This window comes from Rahnella rivi, assembly GCF_019049655.1.
Classification (GTDB): domain Bacteria; phylum Pseudomonadota; class Gammaproteobacteria; order Enterobacterales; family Enterobacteriaceae; genus Rahnella; species Rahnella rivi.
Map to the genome: position 1 here is coordinate 100,164 of NZ_JAFMOX010000062.1, position 17,574 is coordinate 117,737.

General features: G+C 55.6%; 16 protein-coding genes and 2 pseudogenes. 10 read left to right on the top strand and 8 right to left on the bottom strand.

Going from position 1 to position 17,574, the window contains the following annotated elements; genetic code table 11:
- Positions 1-3: 3 nt before the first annotated feature.
- The 5 genes and pseudogenes from fdxH (at position 4) to exaC (ending at position 4,831) form a co-directional block, all read left to right on the top strand.
- Positions 4-912 carry a formate dehydrogenase subunit beta gene (gene fdxH, locus J1779_RS15765; RefSeq protein WP_056775843.1) on the top strand — a complete coding sequence of 303 codons (909 nt, stop codon included), beginning with the start codon at positions 4-6 and terminating at the stop codon, positions 910-912.
- Complete coding sequence (gene fdoI, locus J1779_RS15770) at positions 909-1,562, top strand: formate dehydrogenase cytochrome b556 subunit (RefSeq protein WP_217204211.1); 654 nt, start codon at positions 909-911, stop codon at positions 1,560-1,562. Before fdxH ends, fdoI begins: the two co-directional genes overlap by 4 nt.
- Positions 1,559-2,464 (top strand): annotated as a pseudogene (gene fdhE / locus J1779_RS15775) (formate dehydrogenase accessory protein FdhE). The gene fdoI and the pseudogene fdhE overlap by 4 nt, the downstream one beginning before the upstream one ends.
- Positions 2,465-2,549: 85 nt before the next feature.
- Positions 2,550-3,191: a glutathione S-transferase gene (locus J1779_RS15780; RefSeq protein WP_122097163.1), complete on the top strand. Its 642-nt coding sequence runs from the start codon at positions 2,550-2,552 to the stop codon at positions 3,189-3,191.
- 101 nt (positions 3,192-3,292) lie between these two features.
- Positions 3,293-4,831, top strand: coding sequence for an acetaldehyde dehydrogenase ExaC (gene exaC, locus J1779_RS15785; RefSeq protein WP_122097164.1), 1,539 nt, complete (start codon positions 3,293-3,295; stop codon positions 4,829-4,831).
- Between the two features lie 155 nt (positions 4,832-4,986).
- Here exaC and J1779_RS15790 read toward each other — a convergent pair whose 3' ends face one another.
- Positions 4,987-6,225 carry an MFS transporter gene (locus tag J1779_RS15790; RefSeq protein WP_122097165.1) on the bottom strand — a complete coding sequence of 413 codons (1,239 nt, stop codon included), beginning with the start codon at positions 6,223-6,225 and terminating at the stop codon, positions 4,987-4,989.
- 238 nt (positions 6,226-6,463) lie between these two features.
- On the opposite strand from J1779_RS15790, the gene J1779_RS15795 reads away from it, so the two are divergent.
- Together J1779_RS15795 and J1779_RS15800 are read left to right on the top strand one after the other, a co-directional pair.
- A complete protein-coding gene (locus J1779_RS15795; RefSeq protein WP_217204212.1) occupies positions 6,464-7,459 on the top strand; it encodes an acyltransferase in 996 nt (331 codons plus the stop codon).
- Between the two features lie 90 nt (positions 7,460-7,549).
- Positions 7,550-8,170, top strand: coding sequence for a hypothetical protein (locus J1779_RS15800; protein WP_238485179.1), 621 nt, complete (start codon positions 7,550-7,552; stop codon positions 8,168-8,170).
- 198 nt (positions 8,171-8,368) lie between these two features.
- Here the strand turns inward: J1779_RS15800 and J1779_RS15805 are convergent, their stop codons facing one another.
- From J1779_RS15805 to J1779_RS15825, 5 genes and pseudogenes are all read right to left on the bottom strand, one after another.
- Entirely contained in the window at positions 8,369-9,283 is a 915-nt protein-coding gene (locus J1779_RS15805; RefSeq protein ID WP_217204213.1) for a GlxA family transcriptional regulator, read from the bottom strand.
- A gap of 46 nt (positions 9,284-9,329) precedes the next feature.
- Positions 9,330-9,872 (bottom strand): annotated as a pseudogene (locus J1779_RS15810) (isochorismatase family protein); the annotation flags it as partial.
- A gap of 129 nt (positions 9,873-10,001) precedes the next feature.
- Positions 10,002-10,598 carry a DJ-1/PfpI family protein gene (locus J1779_RS15815; RefSeq protein WP_217204215.1) on the bottom strand — a complete coding sequence of 199 codons (597 nt, stop codon included), beginning with the start codon at positions 10,596-10,598 and terminating at the stop codon, positions 10,002-10,004.
- An 82-nt stretch (positions 10,599-10,680) separates the two neighbouring features.
- Positions 10,681-11,712 (bottom strand): L-idonate 5-dehydrogenase, encoded by a 1,032-nt coding sequence (gene idnD, locus J1779_RS15820; protein WP_217204216.1) that lies wholly within the window; start codon positions 11,710-11,712, stop codon positions 10,681-10,683.
- 122 nt (positions 11,713-11,834) lie between these two features.
- Positions 11,835-13,037: a benzoate/H(+) symporter BenE family transporter gene (locus J1779_RS15825; RefSeq protein WP_217204217.1), complete on the bottom strand. Its 1,203-nt coding sequence runs from the start codon at positions 13,035-13,037 to the stop codon at positions 11,835-11,837.
- A gap of 137 nt (positions 13,038-13,174) precedes the next feature.
- Here J1779_RS15825 and J1779_RS15830 point away from each other — a divergent pair, with 137 nt between their 5' ends.
- Both J1779_RS15830 and J1779_RS15835 read left to right on the top strand, forming a co-directional pair.
- Entirely contained in the window at positions 13,175-13,741 is a 567-nt protein-coding gene (locus J1779_RS15830) for a helix-turn-helix domain-containing protein (RefSeq protein ID WP_217204218.1), read from the top strand.
- Between the two features lie 29 nt (positions 13,742-13,770).
- Positions 13,771-14,223: a GNAT family N-acetyltransferase gene (locus J1779_RS15835; protein WP_056775813.1), complete on the top strand. Its 453-nt coding sequence runs from the start codon at positions 13,771-13,773 to the stop codon at positions 14,221-14,223.
- Here J1779_RS15835 and J1779_RS15840 read toward each other — a convergent pair.
- Positions 14,220-14,693 (bottom strand): GNAT family N-acetyltransferase, encoded by a 474-nt coding sequence (locus J1779_RS15840; RefSeq protein ID WP_235533436.1) that lies wholly within the window; start codon positions 14,691-14,693, stop codon positions 14,220-14,222. The two genes, J1779_RS15835 and J1779_RS15840, sit on opposite strands and share 4 nt — an antisense overlap.
- An 11-nt stretch (positions 14,694-14,704) precedes the next feature.
- Positions 14,705-15,244, bottom strand: coding sequence for a hypothetical protein (locus tag J1779_RS15845; RefSeq protein ID WP_217204219.1), 540 nt, complete (start codon positions 15,242-15,244; stop codon positions 14,705-14,707).
- A gap of 320 nt (positions 15,245-15,564) precedes the next feature.
- Here J1779_RS15845 and J1779_RS15850 point away from each other — a divergent pair, with 320 nt between their 5' ends.
- The gene (locus J1779_RS15850; RefSeq protein ID WP_238485185.1) at positions 15,565-17,493 is read left to right on the top strand and encodes a methyl-accepting chemotaxis protein; all 1,929 of its coding nucleotides are present in this window, start codon (positions 15,565-15,567) and stop codon (positions 17,491-17,493) included.
- Positions 17,494-17,574: the final 81 nt, after the last annotated feature.

Consider the following 17,574-nt stretch of genomic DNA (forward strand, 5'->3'; position numbering starts at 1 on the left):
ATTATGGCAATGCAATCTCAGGACATACTTCGTAAGTCCGCAACCAACGGGTTCACGCCAGCGCCGCGTGCCCGCGATCATCAGCAGGAAGTGGCGAAACTCATCGACGTCACCACCTGCATTGGCTGTAAAGGCTGTCAGGTCGCCTGTTCCGAATGGAACGACCTGCGCGATGACGTCGGGATTAATACCGGCGTGTACGACAACCCGATGGATCTCAGCGCGAAATCCTGGACGGTGATGCGTTTCTCGGAAGTGGAACAAAACGGCAAGCTGGAATGGCTGATCCGCAAAGACGGCTGTATGCACTGCGCCGATCCGGGCTGTCTGAAAGCCTGCCCGGCGGAAGGCGCGATTTTGCAGTACGCCAACGGCATCGTCGATTTTCAGTCTGAACATTGCATCGGCTGCGGTTACTGCATCGCCGGTTGCCCGTTCAACATTCCGCGCATCAACAAACAGGACAACCGTGCCTACAAATGCACGCTGTGCGTTGACCGTGTGAGTGTCGGCCAGGAACCGGCCTGTGTGAAAACCTGCCCGACCGGCGCGATCCATTTCGGCACCAAAACCGCGATGCAGGATTTAGCCGCAGAACGCGTCAGCGAGCTGAAAGGCCGCGGATTTGAGCATGCCGGTTTGTACGATCCGCAGGGCGTTGGCGGCACGCACGTGATGTACGTGTTGCATCACGCCGACAATCCGCAGCTGTATCACGGCCTGCCGAAAGATCCGGCGATAAGCGCAGCAGTCACTTTGTGGAAAGGTGTCTGGAAACCGCTGGCGGCGGTGGGCTTCGCGGTGACCTTTGCGGCAGCGGCCTTCCACTTCCTCGGCGTGGGACCGAATTACGTCAAAGAAGAAGAGCACGCCGAAGAGGATAAACATGACGATGAGGAGAAACGGCCATGAAAAAAGAGAAGTTAATCCAGCGCTATAACCTGGTGGAACGCCTCAATCACTGGATCGTGGCGTTCTGTTTTGTGACGCTGGCGCTCAGCGGTATCGGCTTCTTTTTCCCGTCGTTTAACTGGCTGATGAACGTCTACGGCACCCCGCAACTGGCGCGCATTCTCCATCCGTTTTTCGGCGTGGTGATGTTCGTCTCTTTTCTCGGCATGTTCTTCCGTTACTGGAAGCACAATTTGCCGGAAAAAGACGACCTCGTGTGGGCGAAAAATATCGATAAAGTGCTGACCAATCATGAAGTCGGCGACACCGGTCGCTATAACTTCGGCCAGAAATGCGTGTTCTGGGCGGCGATCGGTTGCCTGGTACTGCTGATGGCCAGCGGCGTGATCATCTGGCGTCCGTGGTTTGCGGATTATTTCCCGATACCGCTGATCCGTCTGGCGCTGCTGGTGCATTCCGTGGCCGGTATCGGGCTGATTCTGGTGATCATCATGCACGTTTACGCGGCGACCTGGGCGAAAGGGTCGATTTCGGCGATGACCGGCGGCAAAGTGCCGGTGTCATGGGCGAAGTATCACCATCCGCGCTGGTATCGTCAGGTGCGCGATGAAGAGCAGAAAAAAGAAAAAGACGAGAGGAAAGCCGGATGAGCATCCAGATAGTTGCACAGGACTTGCTGGCTGACGGTAAAAAAACGGCGGGGGACATCCCGCCGGTACTGTTCGCTAACCTGAAAACGCTCTACCAGAACCGCGCCGGTCGTCTGAAAAAACTGGCCGAAGACAGCCCGCTCGACGGGTACCTGAACTTTGCGGCGTCAATTTGCGACGCGCAGCAGCAGGTGCTTGAGACGTTCCCGCTCGACATCGATCTGAGTGACGAATTGCAAAAAGCCGCCGGTAAACCGCCGCTCGATTGCAGCCTGTTTCCGCGTACGCCGCACTGGCTGATGCTGCTGGACGCGCTGATTGCTGTCCTGAAGCCGGACGCTTCTGAGCCGGTGCGCGCGGTGCTGGAACGCCTTGAGCAGTCCCCGAACCTTCAGCGTGAAATGATGGCGACAGAACTGCTTTGCCAGGATTTCAAACACGTTCCGGCCGATCACGCCCCCTTTATCTGGGCCGCGTTATCACTGTACTGGGCGCAGATGGCGGCACAATTGCGTGGCGTCGGGCGTGCGGATTACGGCGAGAACCGTCAGTTCTGCCCGGTTTGCGGCAGCATTCCTGTGTCTGCGGTGATCACGGCCAACGGCCTGCGCTATCTGCACTGCAATTTGTGCGAAAGCGAATGGCATGTGGTGCGGGCAAAATGCAGCAACTGTGACGAGATGCAACATCTCAACCTGTGGTCCATCGACGACGAACAGGCAACGGTAAAAGCCGAAGCCTGCGATGACTGCGGCGCGTATCTGAAACTGATTTATTAGGATAAAGATCCGCAGGCAGACGCCGTGGCAGATGACCTCGCCACGCTGCTGCTCGATGACCGCATGGAAGACAAAGGCTTTTCCGGCAGCGGCATTAACCCTTTCCTGTTTCCCGCACAATAACCTGTAAAACTGGCCGCCGTGACTGGTAAACCCCGGCACGGCTGCTAGCTTTAAAAGAGGTTCCGGCGAAATCGAGGAGGGTCTGATGAAGTTGATCGGCAGTTACACCAGCCCGTATGTACGTAAAATCTCGGTGATGTTGCTGGAAAAAGGCATCCCGTTTGATTTCATTAATGACACGCCGCACGAACCGGGCTGCAAAATCACGCAGTTTAATCCCCTTGGAAAAGTCCCCGCACTCGTCACCGACGAGGGTGAAATTTTTTATGATTCCCCGATCATTGCGCAGTTCATCGAGCTGATGAACGTTGCGCCGACGCTGTTGCCGTGGCAGCCGCTGGAAGCTCTGCGGGTGAAGCAAATTGAAGCGCTGGCCGATGGCGTGACCGACGCCGCCGTGGCGTTAGTGCTGGAAGGCCGTCGCGATGCTGATAAACGTAACGAAGCCTGGGTGTTGCGTCAGCGGGAAAAGCTGCTGCGCGGGCTGGATGCGCTGGAAAAACTCGCCGAAAAACGCACACTGCTTAACTCGGAAAGCCTGAACGTCGCCGATATCGCAGTAGCCTGTTCTCTGGGCTACATCAATTTCCGCCGTATCGCGCCCGGCTGGTGCGTTGAGCGCCCTGAGCTGATAAAACTGGTCGAGCGCCTGTTTCAGCGCGAGAGTTTTGCGCGCACGACGCCACCCGGAAGCGGTAACGCCAGCTTTATCGCAAAAAAGGTGTGAGGCCGCTCGAAGAGTTCTCTTTACATCCCGCGGGTTAACCAACCACTGCCTAAACTTTATGCAGCGCTCTGCTATTACCTGCTGCATAAAGGAGTTCCATCATGGCTTATGATAAAAATCCTCATGCCGTCAAACCGGAAGAATACGGTTTCCCGCTCAAACTCAAAAAACAATACGACAACTTCATTGGCGGTGAATGGGTCGCGCCGGTAAAAAATGAGTATTACGACAACCTGACGCCGGTGACCGGCGAAGTGCTGTGCAAAGTCGCCAGTTCCAGCACTGACGACGTCGATCTGGCGCTGGACGCCGCCCATAAAGCCAAAGACGACTGGGGCAAAATGCCGGTACAGCAACGGGCAAACCTGCTGCTCAAAGTCGCCGATCGTATGGAACAAAACCTCGAACTGCTGGCAAACGCCGAAACCTGGGATAACGGTAAACCGATCCGCGAAACCAGCGGCGCAGACGTGCCGTTAGCCATCGACCACTTCCGCTATTTCGCCTCCTGCGTGCGTGCGCAGGAAGGCGGTATCAGCGAAATCGACAGCGACACCGTCGCCTATCATTTCCACGAACCGCTGGGTGTGGTGGCGCAAATTATCCCGTGGAACTTCCCGCTGCTGATGGCCTGCTGGAAAATGGCTCCGGCGCTGGCGGCAGGGAACTGCATCGTGCTCAAACCGGCCAAACTGACGCCGCTTTCCGTCTTGCTGCTGATGGAAATGGTGCAGGACATTCTGCCTGCGGGCGTCATCAACGTGGTTAACGGCGCGGGCGGCGAAATCGGTGAATATCTGGCGACGTCCAAACGCATCGCCAAAGTGGCGTTTACAGGTTCGACCGAAGTCGGCCAGCAAATTGCCGGATACGCGGCGCAAAACCTGATCCCGGCAACGCTGGAACTGGGCGGTAAATCCCCGAATATCTTCTTTGCGGATGTGATGGACAAAGAAGACGAATTCTTCGACAAAGCGCTGGAAGGCTTCGCGCTGTTTGCCTTCAATCAGGGCGAAGTCTGTACCTGCCCGAGCCGCGCGCTGGTGCAGGAATCCATTTACGAACGCTTTATGGAACGCGCCATTAAACGCGTCGAAGCCATTAAAACCGGTAATCCGTTAGACATGGAAACGCAGATGGGCGCGCAGGTGTCTGCCGGGCAGATGAAAACCATTCTGGATTACATCGAAATTGGTAAGAAAGAGGGCGCGGAAGTGCTGACCGGCGGTGCGAAGAAAAAACTCGAAGGCTCGCTGAACGAGGGTTATTACCTGCAACCGACCATTTTGCTGGGTAAAAACAACATGCGTGTTTTCCAGGAAGAAATTTTCGGACCGGTGCTGGCGGTGACGACGTTTAAAGATATGGATGAGGCGCTGCAAATCGCCAACGATACGGCGTATGGATTAGGGGCGGGCGTCTGGAGCCGCGATGGCAACGTGGCGTACCACATGGGGCGCAACATTCAGGCGGGCCGCGTCTGGACCAACTGCTATCACGCCTATCCGGCGCATGCGGCGTTCGGCGGTTACAAACAGTCCGGTCTCGGGCGGGAAACCCACAAAATGATGCTGGATCACTACCAGCAAACCAAATGCCTGCTGGTGAGTTATTCGAGTAAACCGATGGGGCTTTTCTAAGTTTTAACGGGGCTATTTTGACCTGGTATTTTGAACCCGGACTGTACTCAGAACCCTCACGTACTCTGCGTACGCTCCGGTTCTTCCGTGCAGTCCGTGTCCACACTCCCTGCGCCAATAACGCCCCGGCATCGGCGTTGTTGGCATTTTTAGCATCACACTACGCTGTTCGTCGGCAGCACGATTTGGCGGCTGCGCAGGAAAACCACCACCAGCGCCAGCCAGGCGAGGCCGCTTATCAGGTTGAACAGGTTAAACATCCCCGCACCGCCTTCGACGTAAGCCACTTTCGCCAGCTCAATCCCGACCGTGAAAATCATCATGCTGATGACGCCCATCGCGGCAGAAACGGTGCCTTTGCTCATGTCGCTGGAGAACAGCGTCAGACGGTACAAACCGGCATTCGCCACGCCAATCCCGAACGCGTACAGGCTCAGACCGGCGGTCATCCACAGGTACGCATGCGCGGAAAACAGTGTCGCCGCGGCCGCAATCAGCAGGCCAATCACCATCGGGCCTGCGCCCAGTTTGATCAAATAATCCACCGTGCGCTTACCGCTCAGGCGCGCCAGTGTGACGTTACCGACGATCAGCGCGCCGAAAATCGGCACCTGCAGCAGACCGTAATCGTAAGTCGAAAGACCTTCACCGCTGATCAAAATCACCGGCGACTGCGCAATCCACGTCAGCAGCGGCAGGCTGGCAAAACCAATCGCCAGCGCGCCACACACGAACTGACGGTTCTTCAGCACGTGTTTATAATCGCGCAGCAGACTTGGCATGGAGAAAGGTTCGCCGAGGCGGGACGCTGTTTCAGGCATCGATTTCCACAACCCCCACAGCGCGATGGCTGCGAGTGCGGCGAAAATCACAAACATCGACTGCCAGGGGGCGACGTGGATCAGCGCCGCACCGGCCAGCGGCCCGAGCAACGGCGCAATCAGCGCGACGTTCGCCATCATGGCGGTGATTTTAATACACACCGATTCCTCGAAGGATTCCTGTATCGCGGCGTAACCCACGGCCCCGATGAAGCACAGGCTAATGCCTTGCAGGAAGCGCATCACCATAAACTGCTCAATGTTTTGTACAAACAAAATAGCCAGACAGGTGATGATGAAGAAGATGACGCCAGTGAGCATCACCGGACGACGCCCGCGGCGGTCGGACAGCGGCCCGAGCAGCCATTGCAGGAACATGCCGCCCGCCAGATAAGCCGTCATTGAGGTCGGCACCCACTCTTCTCCGGCATTGAAATTCGCCACCACGGCCAGCATGCCGGGTTGGATCATATCGTTGCCGATATAAGTGGCGAACTCAAAAAGCACCAGACAAAGAGGGAACAAAAGCGCCTGCCGACCCAGAAGGGACGCAGTATTTGGAGAATTATGCATTTTTAGTTATTTCACAGACGTAAGGCTAATCGGTTGAAAATTAGCAGAAAATAAGAGACTGTCCGGGCGGGTTTCGCAAGCGAGGCAGTAATACCAGCTATTTTGCCGATTATTTGAGCGTAACGCAATCACCGGATTCACGTTCAGCACAATCTGAGAATGATACTTTTGCCTTGTTAGCCCTCTCAAAGCTGGCTAGGCTGCAAACAACACATCAACAGGAAGGAATTTGCAGGTAATGAGCGAAAAAATAAGCTGGATAGATAATCTGCGCGCGCTCGCCTGCATGATGGTGGTGATGGTTCACGCCAGCACGTCACTGGTGGTCAATTTCGCTGCGGTGCATACCGCGGAATGGACGGTGGCTAACCTGCTCAATTCGGCTTCGCGTGTCTGTGTGCCGCTGTTCTTTATGATTTCCGGCGCATTGTTTTTCGGCGAAAAGAGCGCGCAAAAACGGCATTTTCTGCGCGTCACGTTATGCCTGCTGTTCTACAGCGCTGTCTCGCTGATTTATATTCTCACGATGACAAAAATCGGATTTTGGCCGTCTCTGCGACTGATCCTCGAAAAACCGGTGTTTTATCATCTTTGGTTCTTCTACGCGATCATCGTGATTTACCTGCTTTCCCCGCTGATTAACGTTAAAGCCGTCTCCGGAAAATATCTGCTGATCGCCGGGCTTCTGCTCGGCGTTCTGGCGAACCCGCAACTTCCGGCCATCACGTGGCAGAAAATCCACCTCCTGCCGCTGGATTTGTACATCAGCGGCGATACTTTCTATTACGTGCTGTATGCCCTGATGGGGCGCGCCCTCAGCCAGATGAATACCGAAAAAACGCCGGTCACGCTGGCGGCCAGCGGCATGTTCATTCTCAGCACGCTGGCGGTTGCCACGGGCACTTACCGGCAAATGCAGATTAACCAGAATTTCGCCGACACGTTTTACGTCTACAGCGGCCCGCTGGTATTTATCTCCGCCATTTCGCTGTTTATCATTTTCAAAAATGCGCTGACCCACCGCATCCTGCCGGGATTTGCGCTGATCTCCCGCCATTCACTGGCCATTTACGGCTTTCATGCCCTGATCATCATCGGCCTGCGCAGCCTGCATCTCGATTTCCCGCACTCTCCGCTGCTGAATATCGCGTACCTGTTTATCTGCGGCCTGGGCGGCGGTTTATTACTGGCGATGGGGCTGGGGAAAATAGACAGACGGAACTGGGTGAGTTGAATGAGAAAGAATATTTATTATTGATGCGAATGATCGTGCGTTATATTATTAATTACTGCGTGCATTTTTATTATGATAAGAATGCATCTCATGACGATTAATCTATTTCATTATCTTTGCCCTATTTTTACGGATACTCTTTATTTTCATTTATTCGGGCAAAACATAATGACATCCTGGCTGCCTTTTGAAATAAACGGTGAGGTTTATACGCTGGAGCATCTGCGTGCTTCAACGATTATCGCGGTAAGGCCTGCCAGTCATGATTATCCTGTCCGTCAGTTGCGGGTCTATATTGTTTATACTGATCATTGCGTTACGGCGCATCAGGCTGAGTCAGAACTCTGGATATATCCGCACAGCCCTGGTAAGCACCGGCGATATTTCTGCCGGGAACGGTATTCTTATTCCTACCGCTTACCCGAACTTATTAATAAACTGATCGGCGATAACGCAATATTGGGCAGGGCGCCGCATCAGCATCATGAAAATTTTTATTACCTCGAAGAACATTATATGGGTGTGGATTATTGTTTGTTTTTTGATATAACAAAAAATAATCATCCTGAGAATGATATACGGTTAAAAGTGATCACAGGTTATCCGAGAGAGAAATGGGCCGGGCCGGTTGGGGTAAACGGACGATTCAGTTTCTGGCATATTTTTGATGCCAGAATGAAAGGATTGAAACTGCCGACAAGGCGCAGATAGCAAAAAAGCGACTCAGGGTCGCTTTTTTGTTTTTAACAGCTTCAGGCGGAGGTCTTTAGATTTTCATCCTGTCGCGGCACGGCCAGCGGCCTTTACAGGCAGACACTGACGTACTGTTTAGCCCGGCTATTCAGTCCCACAAACCGTCAGTGGGTAAAATTTTACTCACTTATTGCTCAGCTTGCAATCAGCCTTATGTCACCCCCACCGTTCCTGCGCCCGCCTCAATTGCCTTGCAGATGAAAACCCGGCAGCGAGGGCGGCTTTTTCGATACCCGCGCCTTGTTGCAGGCGTTGTTGGGCGACGGCGATGCGCAGTTGTTCGTGGTAGTCGCGCACGCTGATGCCCAGATGCTGGCGGAACAGACGGGTGAGGTGGCGGCTACTGATGTGTGCTCTGGCGGCGACGTCTTCCACCTGCCAGGGAGATTCTGGTTCGGCGGCCATCAGGTTTTGCGCGCGGTGCACGGCAGGGTGCAGGTGATTGCGGTAACGCAGCCACGGGGAAAGCTGCGGATCATCGCCGGCGCGGCGGAAATAGACCACCATTTCGCGGGCGACATCCAGCGCGGCCTGCGGCCCGGAATGCGTGGCGATAAGATGCAGCGCCAGATCGATACCGGCGCTGATGCCCGCACTGGTGAGCACGAAACGGTCCTCAACAAATATCCGGTTATCTTTCACCTGGGCAGCAGGCACCTGCTGGCGTAAGCGCTCGATCACGTCGTGGTGCGTGGTGCACTGATAGCCGTCGAGCAGCCCGGCTTTTCCGGCCAGCAGGCTGCCGGAGCAGATGCACACCAGCGTTAAACTTCCCGCTTCAATCGCGCTTTTCTGCTGATGCAGCCAGTTGCAGGCTGTTTGCGCGACCGGTGAGGCAAAGTTTTCGGCGGATTCCGCCACCCCCGGCATGATCAAAATACTGCCCTTGGGCAGACTTTCCGGCAGCGGCTGTAAATGGCTGACCGTCAGACCGGTCGACATCACGACTTCCGGCTGTGGCCCGATGTAATGCAGCGTAAATTGCCCGGCCAGCCGTAGCGCTTCCGCCGGGCCGGCGAGATCTAACGCCATCACGCCGGGGAGCGTCACAAAGTAGACATGTCGCTGCATAGTGTTGATCCGTGTGCAGGGGAAAACGCTATCTTCACACAGCGCGGTCGAGTTCCGCCAGCGCACCGGCTACGTCGGTGATAGTGGCAAAGCGGTCATCGAGCACCAGTTCGGTACGCAGTTTGATCTCCTGAGCGCTCAGGGTGACGCCGCTGGCGTGGGTCATCGGGAAGGTCAGCGTTGCTTCTGTCACAAACGTCACCGAATAACCGAGATCGGACGCCACGCGTGCCGTGGTTTCACAGCACTGTTCGGTACGCATTCCGGCGATGATCAGATGCGTGATGTCGTTTTCACGCAGCCAGCCGTCGAGGCCGGATTCGGTCAGGGAATTGTGGACGTGTTTATGCACCACATGTTGCGGCTGATGACTGAGAAAAGACATCGGCGTTACCAGCCCGGAATCCAGCGAAAACACGCCATCCGGATTGACGTGAAAGACGTCGATGACCGGCACGTTGCGGGCCTGACAGCCGTCGATCAGGCGGGTTAAGGCGGCACTGAAAGCCGGTAAATCATCCTGCTGCCAGAAATCTTTTTGTTCGAAGGAACGCTGAACGTCGATGTTTAACAGGGCGCTGTGTGCCATTTTCGGACTCCATCAGATGAGTGTGAAGCCAGTTTGCGCCTGAAACACTTAAGGGAGAATGCCAAAAACGGACATGATGCTGACAGGGGCGGACGATCTGCATCATCCGCCCGACGTTGAGTATTTTAATCAGAGTTTCTGGTCGGCACGCCAGTGGTGATAATCGATATGATCGGCCTGGAAATTAGTGGTTTCAGCGTCGCCGGTCAGGCGGTAGGCCAGCTGGAAGGCAAAATCGAATGCCAGCCCTAATCCTTTGCCGCTCAGTAAGTTGCCGTCTTCCACGAAGGACTGATTGACGTACACGCCGTCTTTCACATCTTGGTATAAATCGCCGGAACAGACGTAGCGACGCCCTTTCAGCAGTCCGTTTCCGCCCAGCACGCGTGCGGCCGCGGAGCACAGCGGGCAGATCAGTTTACCGGCCTCGTCGTGACGGCGGACAAATTCCACCACCTCTTTGCTGGCCGCTAGCGCCACCGATCCTTCAGGGCCGCCGGGCATCACCACGGCATCGAATAAACGGTCGCCCTGCGCGGAAAGCAGTGCGTTAGCCTGCATCTGAATGCCGTGATAGGTGCGCAGCGTCAGGCTTTTCTGGCATGCCAGCGTGGTGACCTGAATGTCCAGTCGCTCGAGAATATCGAGCACAATCACCGCTTCGCCTTCTTCAAAACCGTCGGCCAGCAGCAGGGCGACCTGCTTTTTCGCGTTGTCCTTCACCATAATGCAAATATCCTCTGAGGTTAAAAATCAGAGGACATCATAAAATGAAACGATGTTTTGATAATGTGAGTGAGGTGGCAGACTAGAAAACCAGCTGCACTTTCGAGGCTTTGGATTTATCCAGCGCGAATTCCAGCGCGTCCACCAGACTTTCCTGCGGGAATTCCGCCGACAATAAAGGCATCGGATCGACGGTTTTATTCGCCAGCCATTCCACTGCCGTGTTGAATTCTTCCGTGAAACGGAAGCTGCCGACCCAGTTAATTTCTTTAGCAATCAGCATCATCAGCGGAAATTCATTCACCACCGGCCCCATGCCGACCTGTACCAGCGTGCCGCGTGCACGGGTCACTTCCAGACAACGGCGGATGGAAGACGGATGACCGGAGGCGTCAAAGGAGACATCGAAGAAGCCTTTCTCTGCCTGATATTCGCTGAAATCGCCCTGCGCGGCGTCCAGCGCTTTGCTTGCGCCAACCGCCAGTGCCAGCGTGCGGCAGCGTTCGCTCGGGTCGGTCACCACGATCTGCGCCGCGCCTTTGGCTTTCGCCGCCAGCACGATCAGGCAACCAATCGGGCCGACGCCGGAAACAAACACGGTTTTGCCATGAATATCGCCCGCCTGATTCACGGCATGAATGGCGACGGCCAGCGGTTCGGCGAACACCATCAGACTGTCGCTGACCTGATTGTCGTAAGGAATACACTGATCGCTGTCGACAATTTTATACTGCGTGAACGCGCCGTTGATGTGCGGAAAATACATCGCGCTGCCGAAAAACTTCATGGTCGTACACTGATTTTCGTCGCCGGACAGGCAATATTTACAGGCTCTGCACGGTTTACTCGGATTGAGCGCCACTTTCTGGCCGGGCTGCAAATTCGGGTTATCCGATTTCTCCACCACGCCGACCACTTCGTGCCCGAGAACCATCGCCTCGCGCACTTTGAAATCACCCACGGCGCCGTGTTCGTAGTAATGCAGATCCGAGCCGCAGATGCCGCCGCGGGTCACTTTGACCAGCGTGCCCTGGCCGGTGTAATCGAGGGTCTGGTTGATCACCGCGACGTCTTTTTTCCCGGTGACGACGCAGGATTGTGTGGCAATAGTCATGGAATTCTCGCTCTTTAAAGGGCCTGATTGGCTCCAGTAAAGAGGGTTTACCGATCTGAAAACGTGACCGCCATCACTTTGCGCCGTGTTACGAAAACCTGTTACCCATAACTTGAACGGACTCAACCTTTCCCGGCGGATTTATCACGCTTGCGCGCCGGAATGCTCAGGATCAGATGCGTAATCACACCGCCCGCCAGCCCCCAGAATGCCGAACCGATGCCCAGCAGCGTGACGCCGGATGCGGTGATCAGAAAGGTGATGATTGCCGCGTCGCGCTGACTTTCGTTTTCCAGTGCGCGGTACAGACTGCCTGCAATGGTGCCGAGCAACGCCAGTCCGGCGATGGTGTGGATCAGCACTTCCGGCAGCGCGGTAAACATCATGCCGATGGATCCACCAAACACGCCAGCAATCAGATAAAAAACGCCTGCCGCAACGGCGGCCATATAGCGTTTTTTCGGATCGGGATGGATATCCTCGCCCATGCAAATTGCGGCGGTAATGGCGGCGATACAGACGGTAAAACCGCCGAACGGGGCCAAAACCAGCGCTGTCAGCGCCGTCCATGAAATCAGCGGTGATACCGGCAGGTTGTAACCGTGGGCTTTCAGCGTGGCAATGCCTGGCGCGTTCTGCGACGCCATGGTGACGATAAAGAAAGGAATGCCGATGCCGATAATCGAAGACAACGTGAAATGGGGCATGACAAACGCCGGTGCGGCGAACGTCAGCGACTGGCCGTGCAGGGCGATGTCGCCCTGCCATCCGGCGACAATCAGCCCGGCGGCCAGCGCGAGCACCACCGCATAGCGCGGCAGGGCGCGTTTAGCCAGCAAATACACCAGACACATGCTGCCCGCGAGGGCAAAATTGCTTTGCAGCGAGGTAAAGGCGTTCAGCCCGAAGCGCAGCAGAATGCCGCCGAGCATCGCCGCCGACAGCGCCTGCGGAATGTAATGCATCATTTTGGCGAACAGGCCGGTCACGCCGCACAGCAGGATCAGGCCGGTGGCAAACACAAACACGCCAATGGCCTCGTTAATCGAGGTGCCGGGCAGGCTGGTGACCAGTAACGCCGCGCCGGGCGTTGACCAGGCTGTCACCACCGGCGTGCGGTAATAGAGCGATAAACCGATGCTGGTGACGCCCATACCCAGCCCGAGCATGCTCAGCCAGCCGCCAATCTGCGCCACGGTGGCGCCCGCGGCTTCCGCCGCCTGAAAGATAATCGCCGCCGAGCTGGTGTACCCCACCAATACTGCGACAAATCCGGCGATGACCGCCGAAAACGTTAAATCCTGCCAACTGAAACGCGAGGCCATCTATGAAAATCCTTCTGGTTACCGGACGCTGACGTTATGCTGTTGTGCGTTATAGCGCACACCTGTTGCGCTCAAGATATCACTGTGCGTTATAACGCACAATCGCGATGAACGATCATCGTCGCAGAGGAGACACCATGCAGGAACTTACCCGCCATATTGGCAGCCAGCTGAAAGCCGTGCGCAGTGAGCGCGGCTGGAGCCTCAGCCAGACGGCAGAACAGACCGGTGTCAGCAAGGCGATGCTCGGGCAGATTGAGCGCGGTGAATCCAGCCCGACCGTCGCGACGCTGTGGAAAATCGCCAGCGGCCTGAACGTCTCGTTTTCGGAATTTCTCGAAACGCCGCCCGCGCAGTCGGCGGCGTTGCATCGCCACGGCTTACTGACCACGTTCAACAGTGACACCTCGGGAATGCGTGTGGTGCCGCTGTTTCCGTTCGATACCACGCTGCGCATGGACATGTTTGTTATCGATCTCGAGCCGGAAGGGTGCAGTGAATCCACACCGCACGAAGCCGGCGTGATTGAGCATGTGATTGTGATTGAAGGCGAACTGACGCTGACCGTCGATGGCGTCACCCGAGTGCTGCGCGCCGGTGAAGCCCTGCGTTTTGCTGCCGATTGTCCGCATGCATACCGCAACAACAGCGGGCATTCCGTGCGTTTCCACGACCTGATACATTACCCGCAGTCACGTCCGTAACGTTTTCTATTTGTGAGGAGAATGCTCTGATGAGCCAGCCGCAAGATGTTGTGATCCGCCCGTTAATGCCCGCTGACCGCGAAAGCTGGGAGGTTCTCTGGCGCAGTTATCTGGATTTTTACCAGTCAAAACTCGATCCGGCTCAGTTTGATTACACATTCGAGCGGCTGTCGCAGCCTGATTACGCCAGCATGTTCGGTTTTGTGGCGCAATGTCAGGGCAAACTGGTCGGGCTGGTGAACTGCATTAATCACGATCACGGCTGGCATATGCGCCAGGTGGTGTATTTGCAGGATTTGTACGTCGATGACAGTGCGCGCAAGCTGGGGATCGGGCAGAAACTGATTGAAGCGGTCTACGCTTACGCTGATGAAAACGACAAAGCCAACGTCTACTGGATGACGCAAACCACCAACCACACCGCCCGCAAACTTTACGACCGGGTGGGGCAGACCACTAACTTTATGAAATACATTCGTTAAAGCGGCTTGCGCAGCGTCATTTTCGTGGTGACATAACCAAGGCTGGCGTACAGCGCCTGCGCAGCGGGATTGCTGGCGAACACATTGAGTTCGATCGCCGCACTGCCCATTTCACGCAGGCGCTGTTCCATCAGCCGGAATGCCGCAGCGGCATGGCCCTGACGGCGAAACTGCGGATAAATCATCAGCTCATAAACGAAGGCGCTGTGTACTCTGTAGCGCTCCACGTTGGCGAACCACAGATAGCCGACCCTGTCATTTTGCGCGTCGGTTTTGATCTCATAAAGATAATGATCCGGCGTCTCAATCCCTTGCGGCAACGACGCCTGAATGGAATGACGGGCGCGTTCCAGCGCGGTATCGGCGGCCCAAAGACCGGCAGTCACATTCTCCCCGGCGTAATCTTTTGCCAGCAGTTCGGCAAATTCGTCATAGAACGCCGCGTTCATTGGCACTAATACGGTCATCATTTCCCTCTGAATTATTTTGTGGTATCCGGCTTTTTATAAGGCGTCACGTAGCATTCACTGATGGTCGTCGAATGGGCTTCGGCCTGCGTGATGATGTAGCCTTTTTCGGTCAATGCCACAGAACTGTACGGCGTCTGATTGTCTTTATCGGCCACCACGTTTTCAAATGACTGAATAATCTTAGCTTTGTCATCTGCCCGCGCCGGATCATCCAGCCCTTCGACCTGAATCATCGCCTGCTTAAACTGATTGCTGAATGAGGTTTTGCCGATCCGGCTTTCAATGATCGCCTTGATGTTAACCGTGACGTTATTACCCAGCAAAAACAGCGTATTACTCTGGTAAATCAGCATGTTTTTGCGCTTCGACACCACAAAGCCGTTCTCGATAACCTTCATTTTTTTGTTATCAGCGTAGATCACTTCGTCTAGGCAAATGGTCTTGTCCCCCACCTTAAACTGGCTGAAGCGGGTTTTGATTTCTTTCGGCGTCGATGCCGCCTGCGAGCACAGCGGTGCGAGCAGCAACAGAGGTAAAAGCCATGACTTCATAGGAGTTTCCTGAACAGGTCTGAATCAGCCGACATAACAGCAGTATAGGGAGCCGTGGGCAGGATGCGAACGTTTATCTTTTCGCGACGGATTTTTACCGTTGTGGCTAAAGCATCCTCAGTCTGTGCCGATAATTCAGACGATAACGGAATTCCTGCTCATCCTCAGAGGCCACGTATCAGGGACAGATAACCCATTTTTCACAGTGAGTTTTTCACAGCACGTTGACTGTTCCGGGGAGTTTTATGAGTCAGATTCAGGCGTTCTCACCTGCGGCCACGGCTGCGCCAAAGAAACATGTACATCCACAGAAACCGCCGATGCGTACCCGCACGCTGATGCTGATCGTCGGGCTGCTCACCATCAGCCTGGGTTATACCATTACGGTCGGCTTGCTCAGCTGGCAGTCGGCCAACCAGCAGCGCGACATCGCCCGGCGTTATCTCCAGCAAACCGCCAATACCGACGGCTATCTCGCCCGTCAGAAACTCGACACCGCCCTCTATGCCGCCCGCGATCTGGTGCAAAGCATGGTAAGCCTGCGCGAAGCCGGGCATGCGGACCGCAAACTGGCCGATACCTTGCTGCAAAATGCGTTGAAAAATCACCCGGATTTTCTGTCGATGTCTCTGGCCTGGGAGCCAGATGCGTTCGACGGGAAAGACGCTGACTTAGCCGCACAGGCAGGGCAGGATCCGGATGGCCGTTACGTCCGTTATGTTGACCGCGACACCAGTGGCAACGTGGTGCTGCACAACCTCACCGATTATGAAACGCCGGGCAGCGGTGATTACTATCTGCTGCCGCGCAAACTCAAAAAAGAGGTGATTCTTGAGCCGTACAGCTACCCCTACAACGGCGTGGAAACGCTGCTGACGTCGATCGCGGTACCGATCATCGTGGAGGGAAAATTCCTCGGTTCGGTCACGGCGGATTTCTCGCTGCAAACCTTGCAGACCATGGTCAACGGCATCAAACCTTATCAGGGCACCGGCTACGCCATGCTGTTTTCGCAGTCCGGCCATTACCTTTCTTCGCCAAAAAAAGATCAGGTCACGCAGAAGCTGGAAAACGATGCGTCGCTGTTGAAAAGTATTCAGACCGGCCAGGCCTATAGCAGCGAACAGCAGGATCCGGTGCTGGGTGAAAACGCCTTTGCCGAGTTTGTGCCGATTCAGATTGGCGATACCGGTACACCCTGGATGCTGGGCATCGTTGCGCCGGTCAACGCGGTGATGAAGGAAAGCACGCGCCAGCTCTATTCCGCGCTGGTGCTGATGGTGCTGAGCATTGTGGTGGTGTTTGCGGTGCTCAGCATTATCTTTACCCGCAAAGTGCTGCGCCCGGTCGGCGGTGAGCCGGCAGATGCGGCGAAAATCGCGCTGACGGTGGCCGATGGCGATTTAACGCATCCGATCCTGACGCTGAAAAACGACCGCACCAGCATCTTCTTCGCGCTGCAAACCATGCAGGCGCAGTTGCGCCACGTGGTCACGGACATTATTTCCACCAGCCATGCGGTCGGCAGCGGCGCGTCGCAGATTGCGGCAGGAAATATCGATCTGGCCTCGCGCACCGAACAACAGGCGGCGGCGCTGGAAGAAACGGCGGCGAGTATGGAGCAGCTCACCGCTACCGTAAAACAGAACGCCGATAACGCGCATGTCGCCACGGAACTCACTGAAAATGCCACAACGATTGCCGGTAAAGGCGATCGCATTATGTCTGACGTTGTCGGCATTATGGGCGAAATAGACGACAGTTCCCGTCGCATTGCCGACATTACATCGGTGATTAACGGCATTGCCTTCCAGACTAACATTCTGGCGCTGAACGCGGCAGTGGAAGCTGCACGGGCAGGGGAACAGGGGCGCGGATTCGCGGTGGTGGCCTCGGAAGTGCGTAGCCTGGCGCAACGCAGCGCCGATGCGGTCAAAGAGATTTCCGCGCTGATCGCAGAATCGACCTCACGCGTCGATCACGGTGTCGGGCTGGTGAAAAATGCCGGTGAGACGATGAAAGAGATCATGAAGGCCATCACTGACGTGCGTGACATCATGAGCGAAATCGTCTCGGCGTCGGACGAACAGTCGCGCGGCATCAGCCAGGTGACGCAGGCCGTGCACGAAATGGACGGCGTCACCCAGCAAAACTCGGCTCTGGTTCAGCAGGCGTCTGCCGCCTCTGCATCTCTCGAAGATCAGGCCCGCCGCCTGAATGAGATCGTGCAGGTATTCCGGCTGAAATAACGCTTCACCGCCTTCTGCCTCCGGGTGGAAGGCTTTTTAACGACACACCCCGCTTTCTGCGCTATGTTTTTGTTCCTTTGT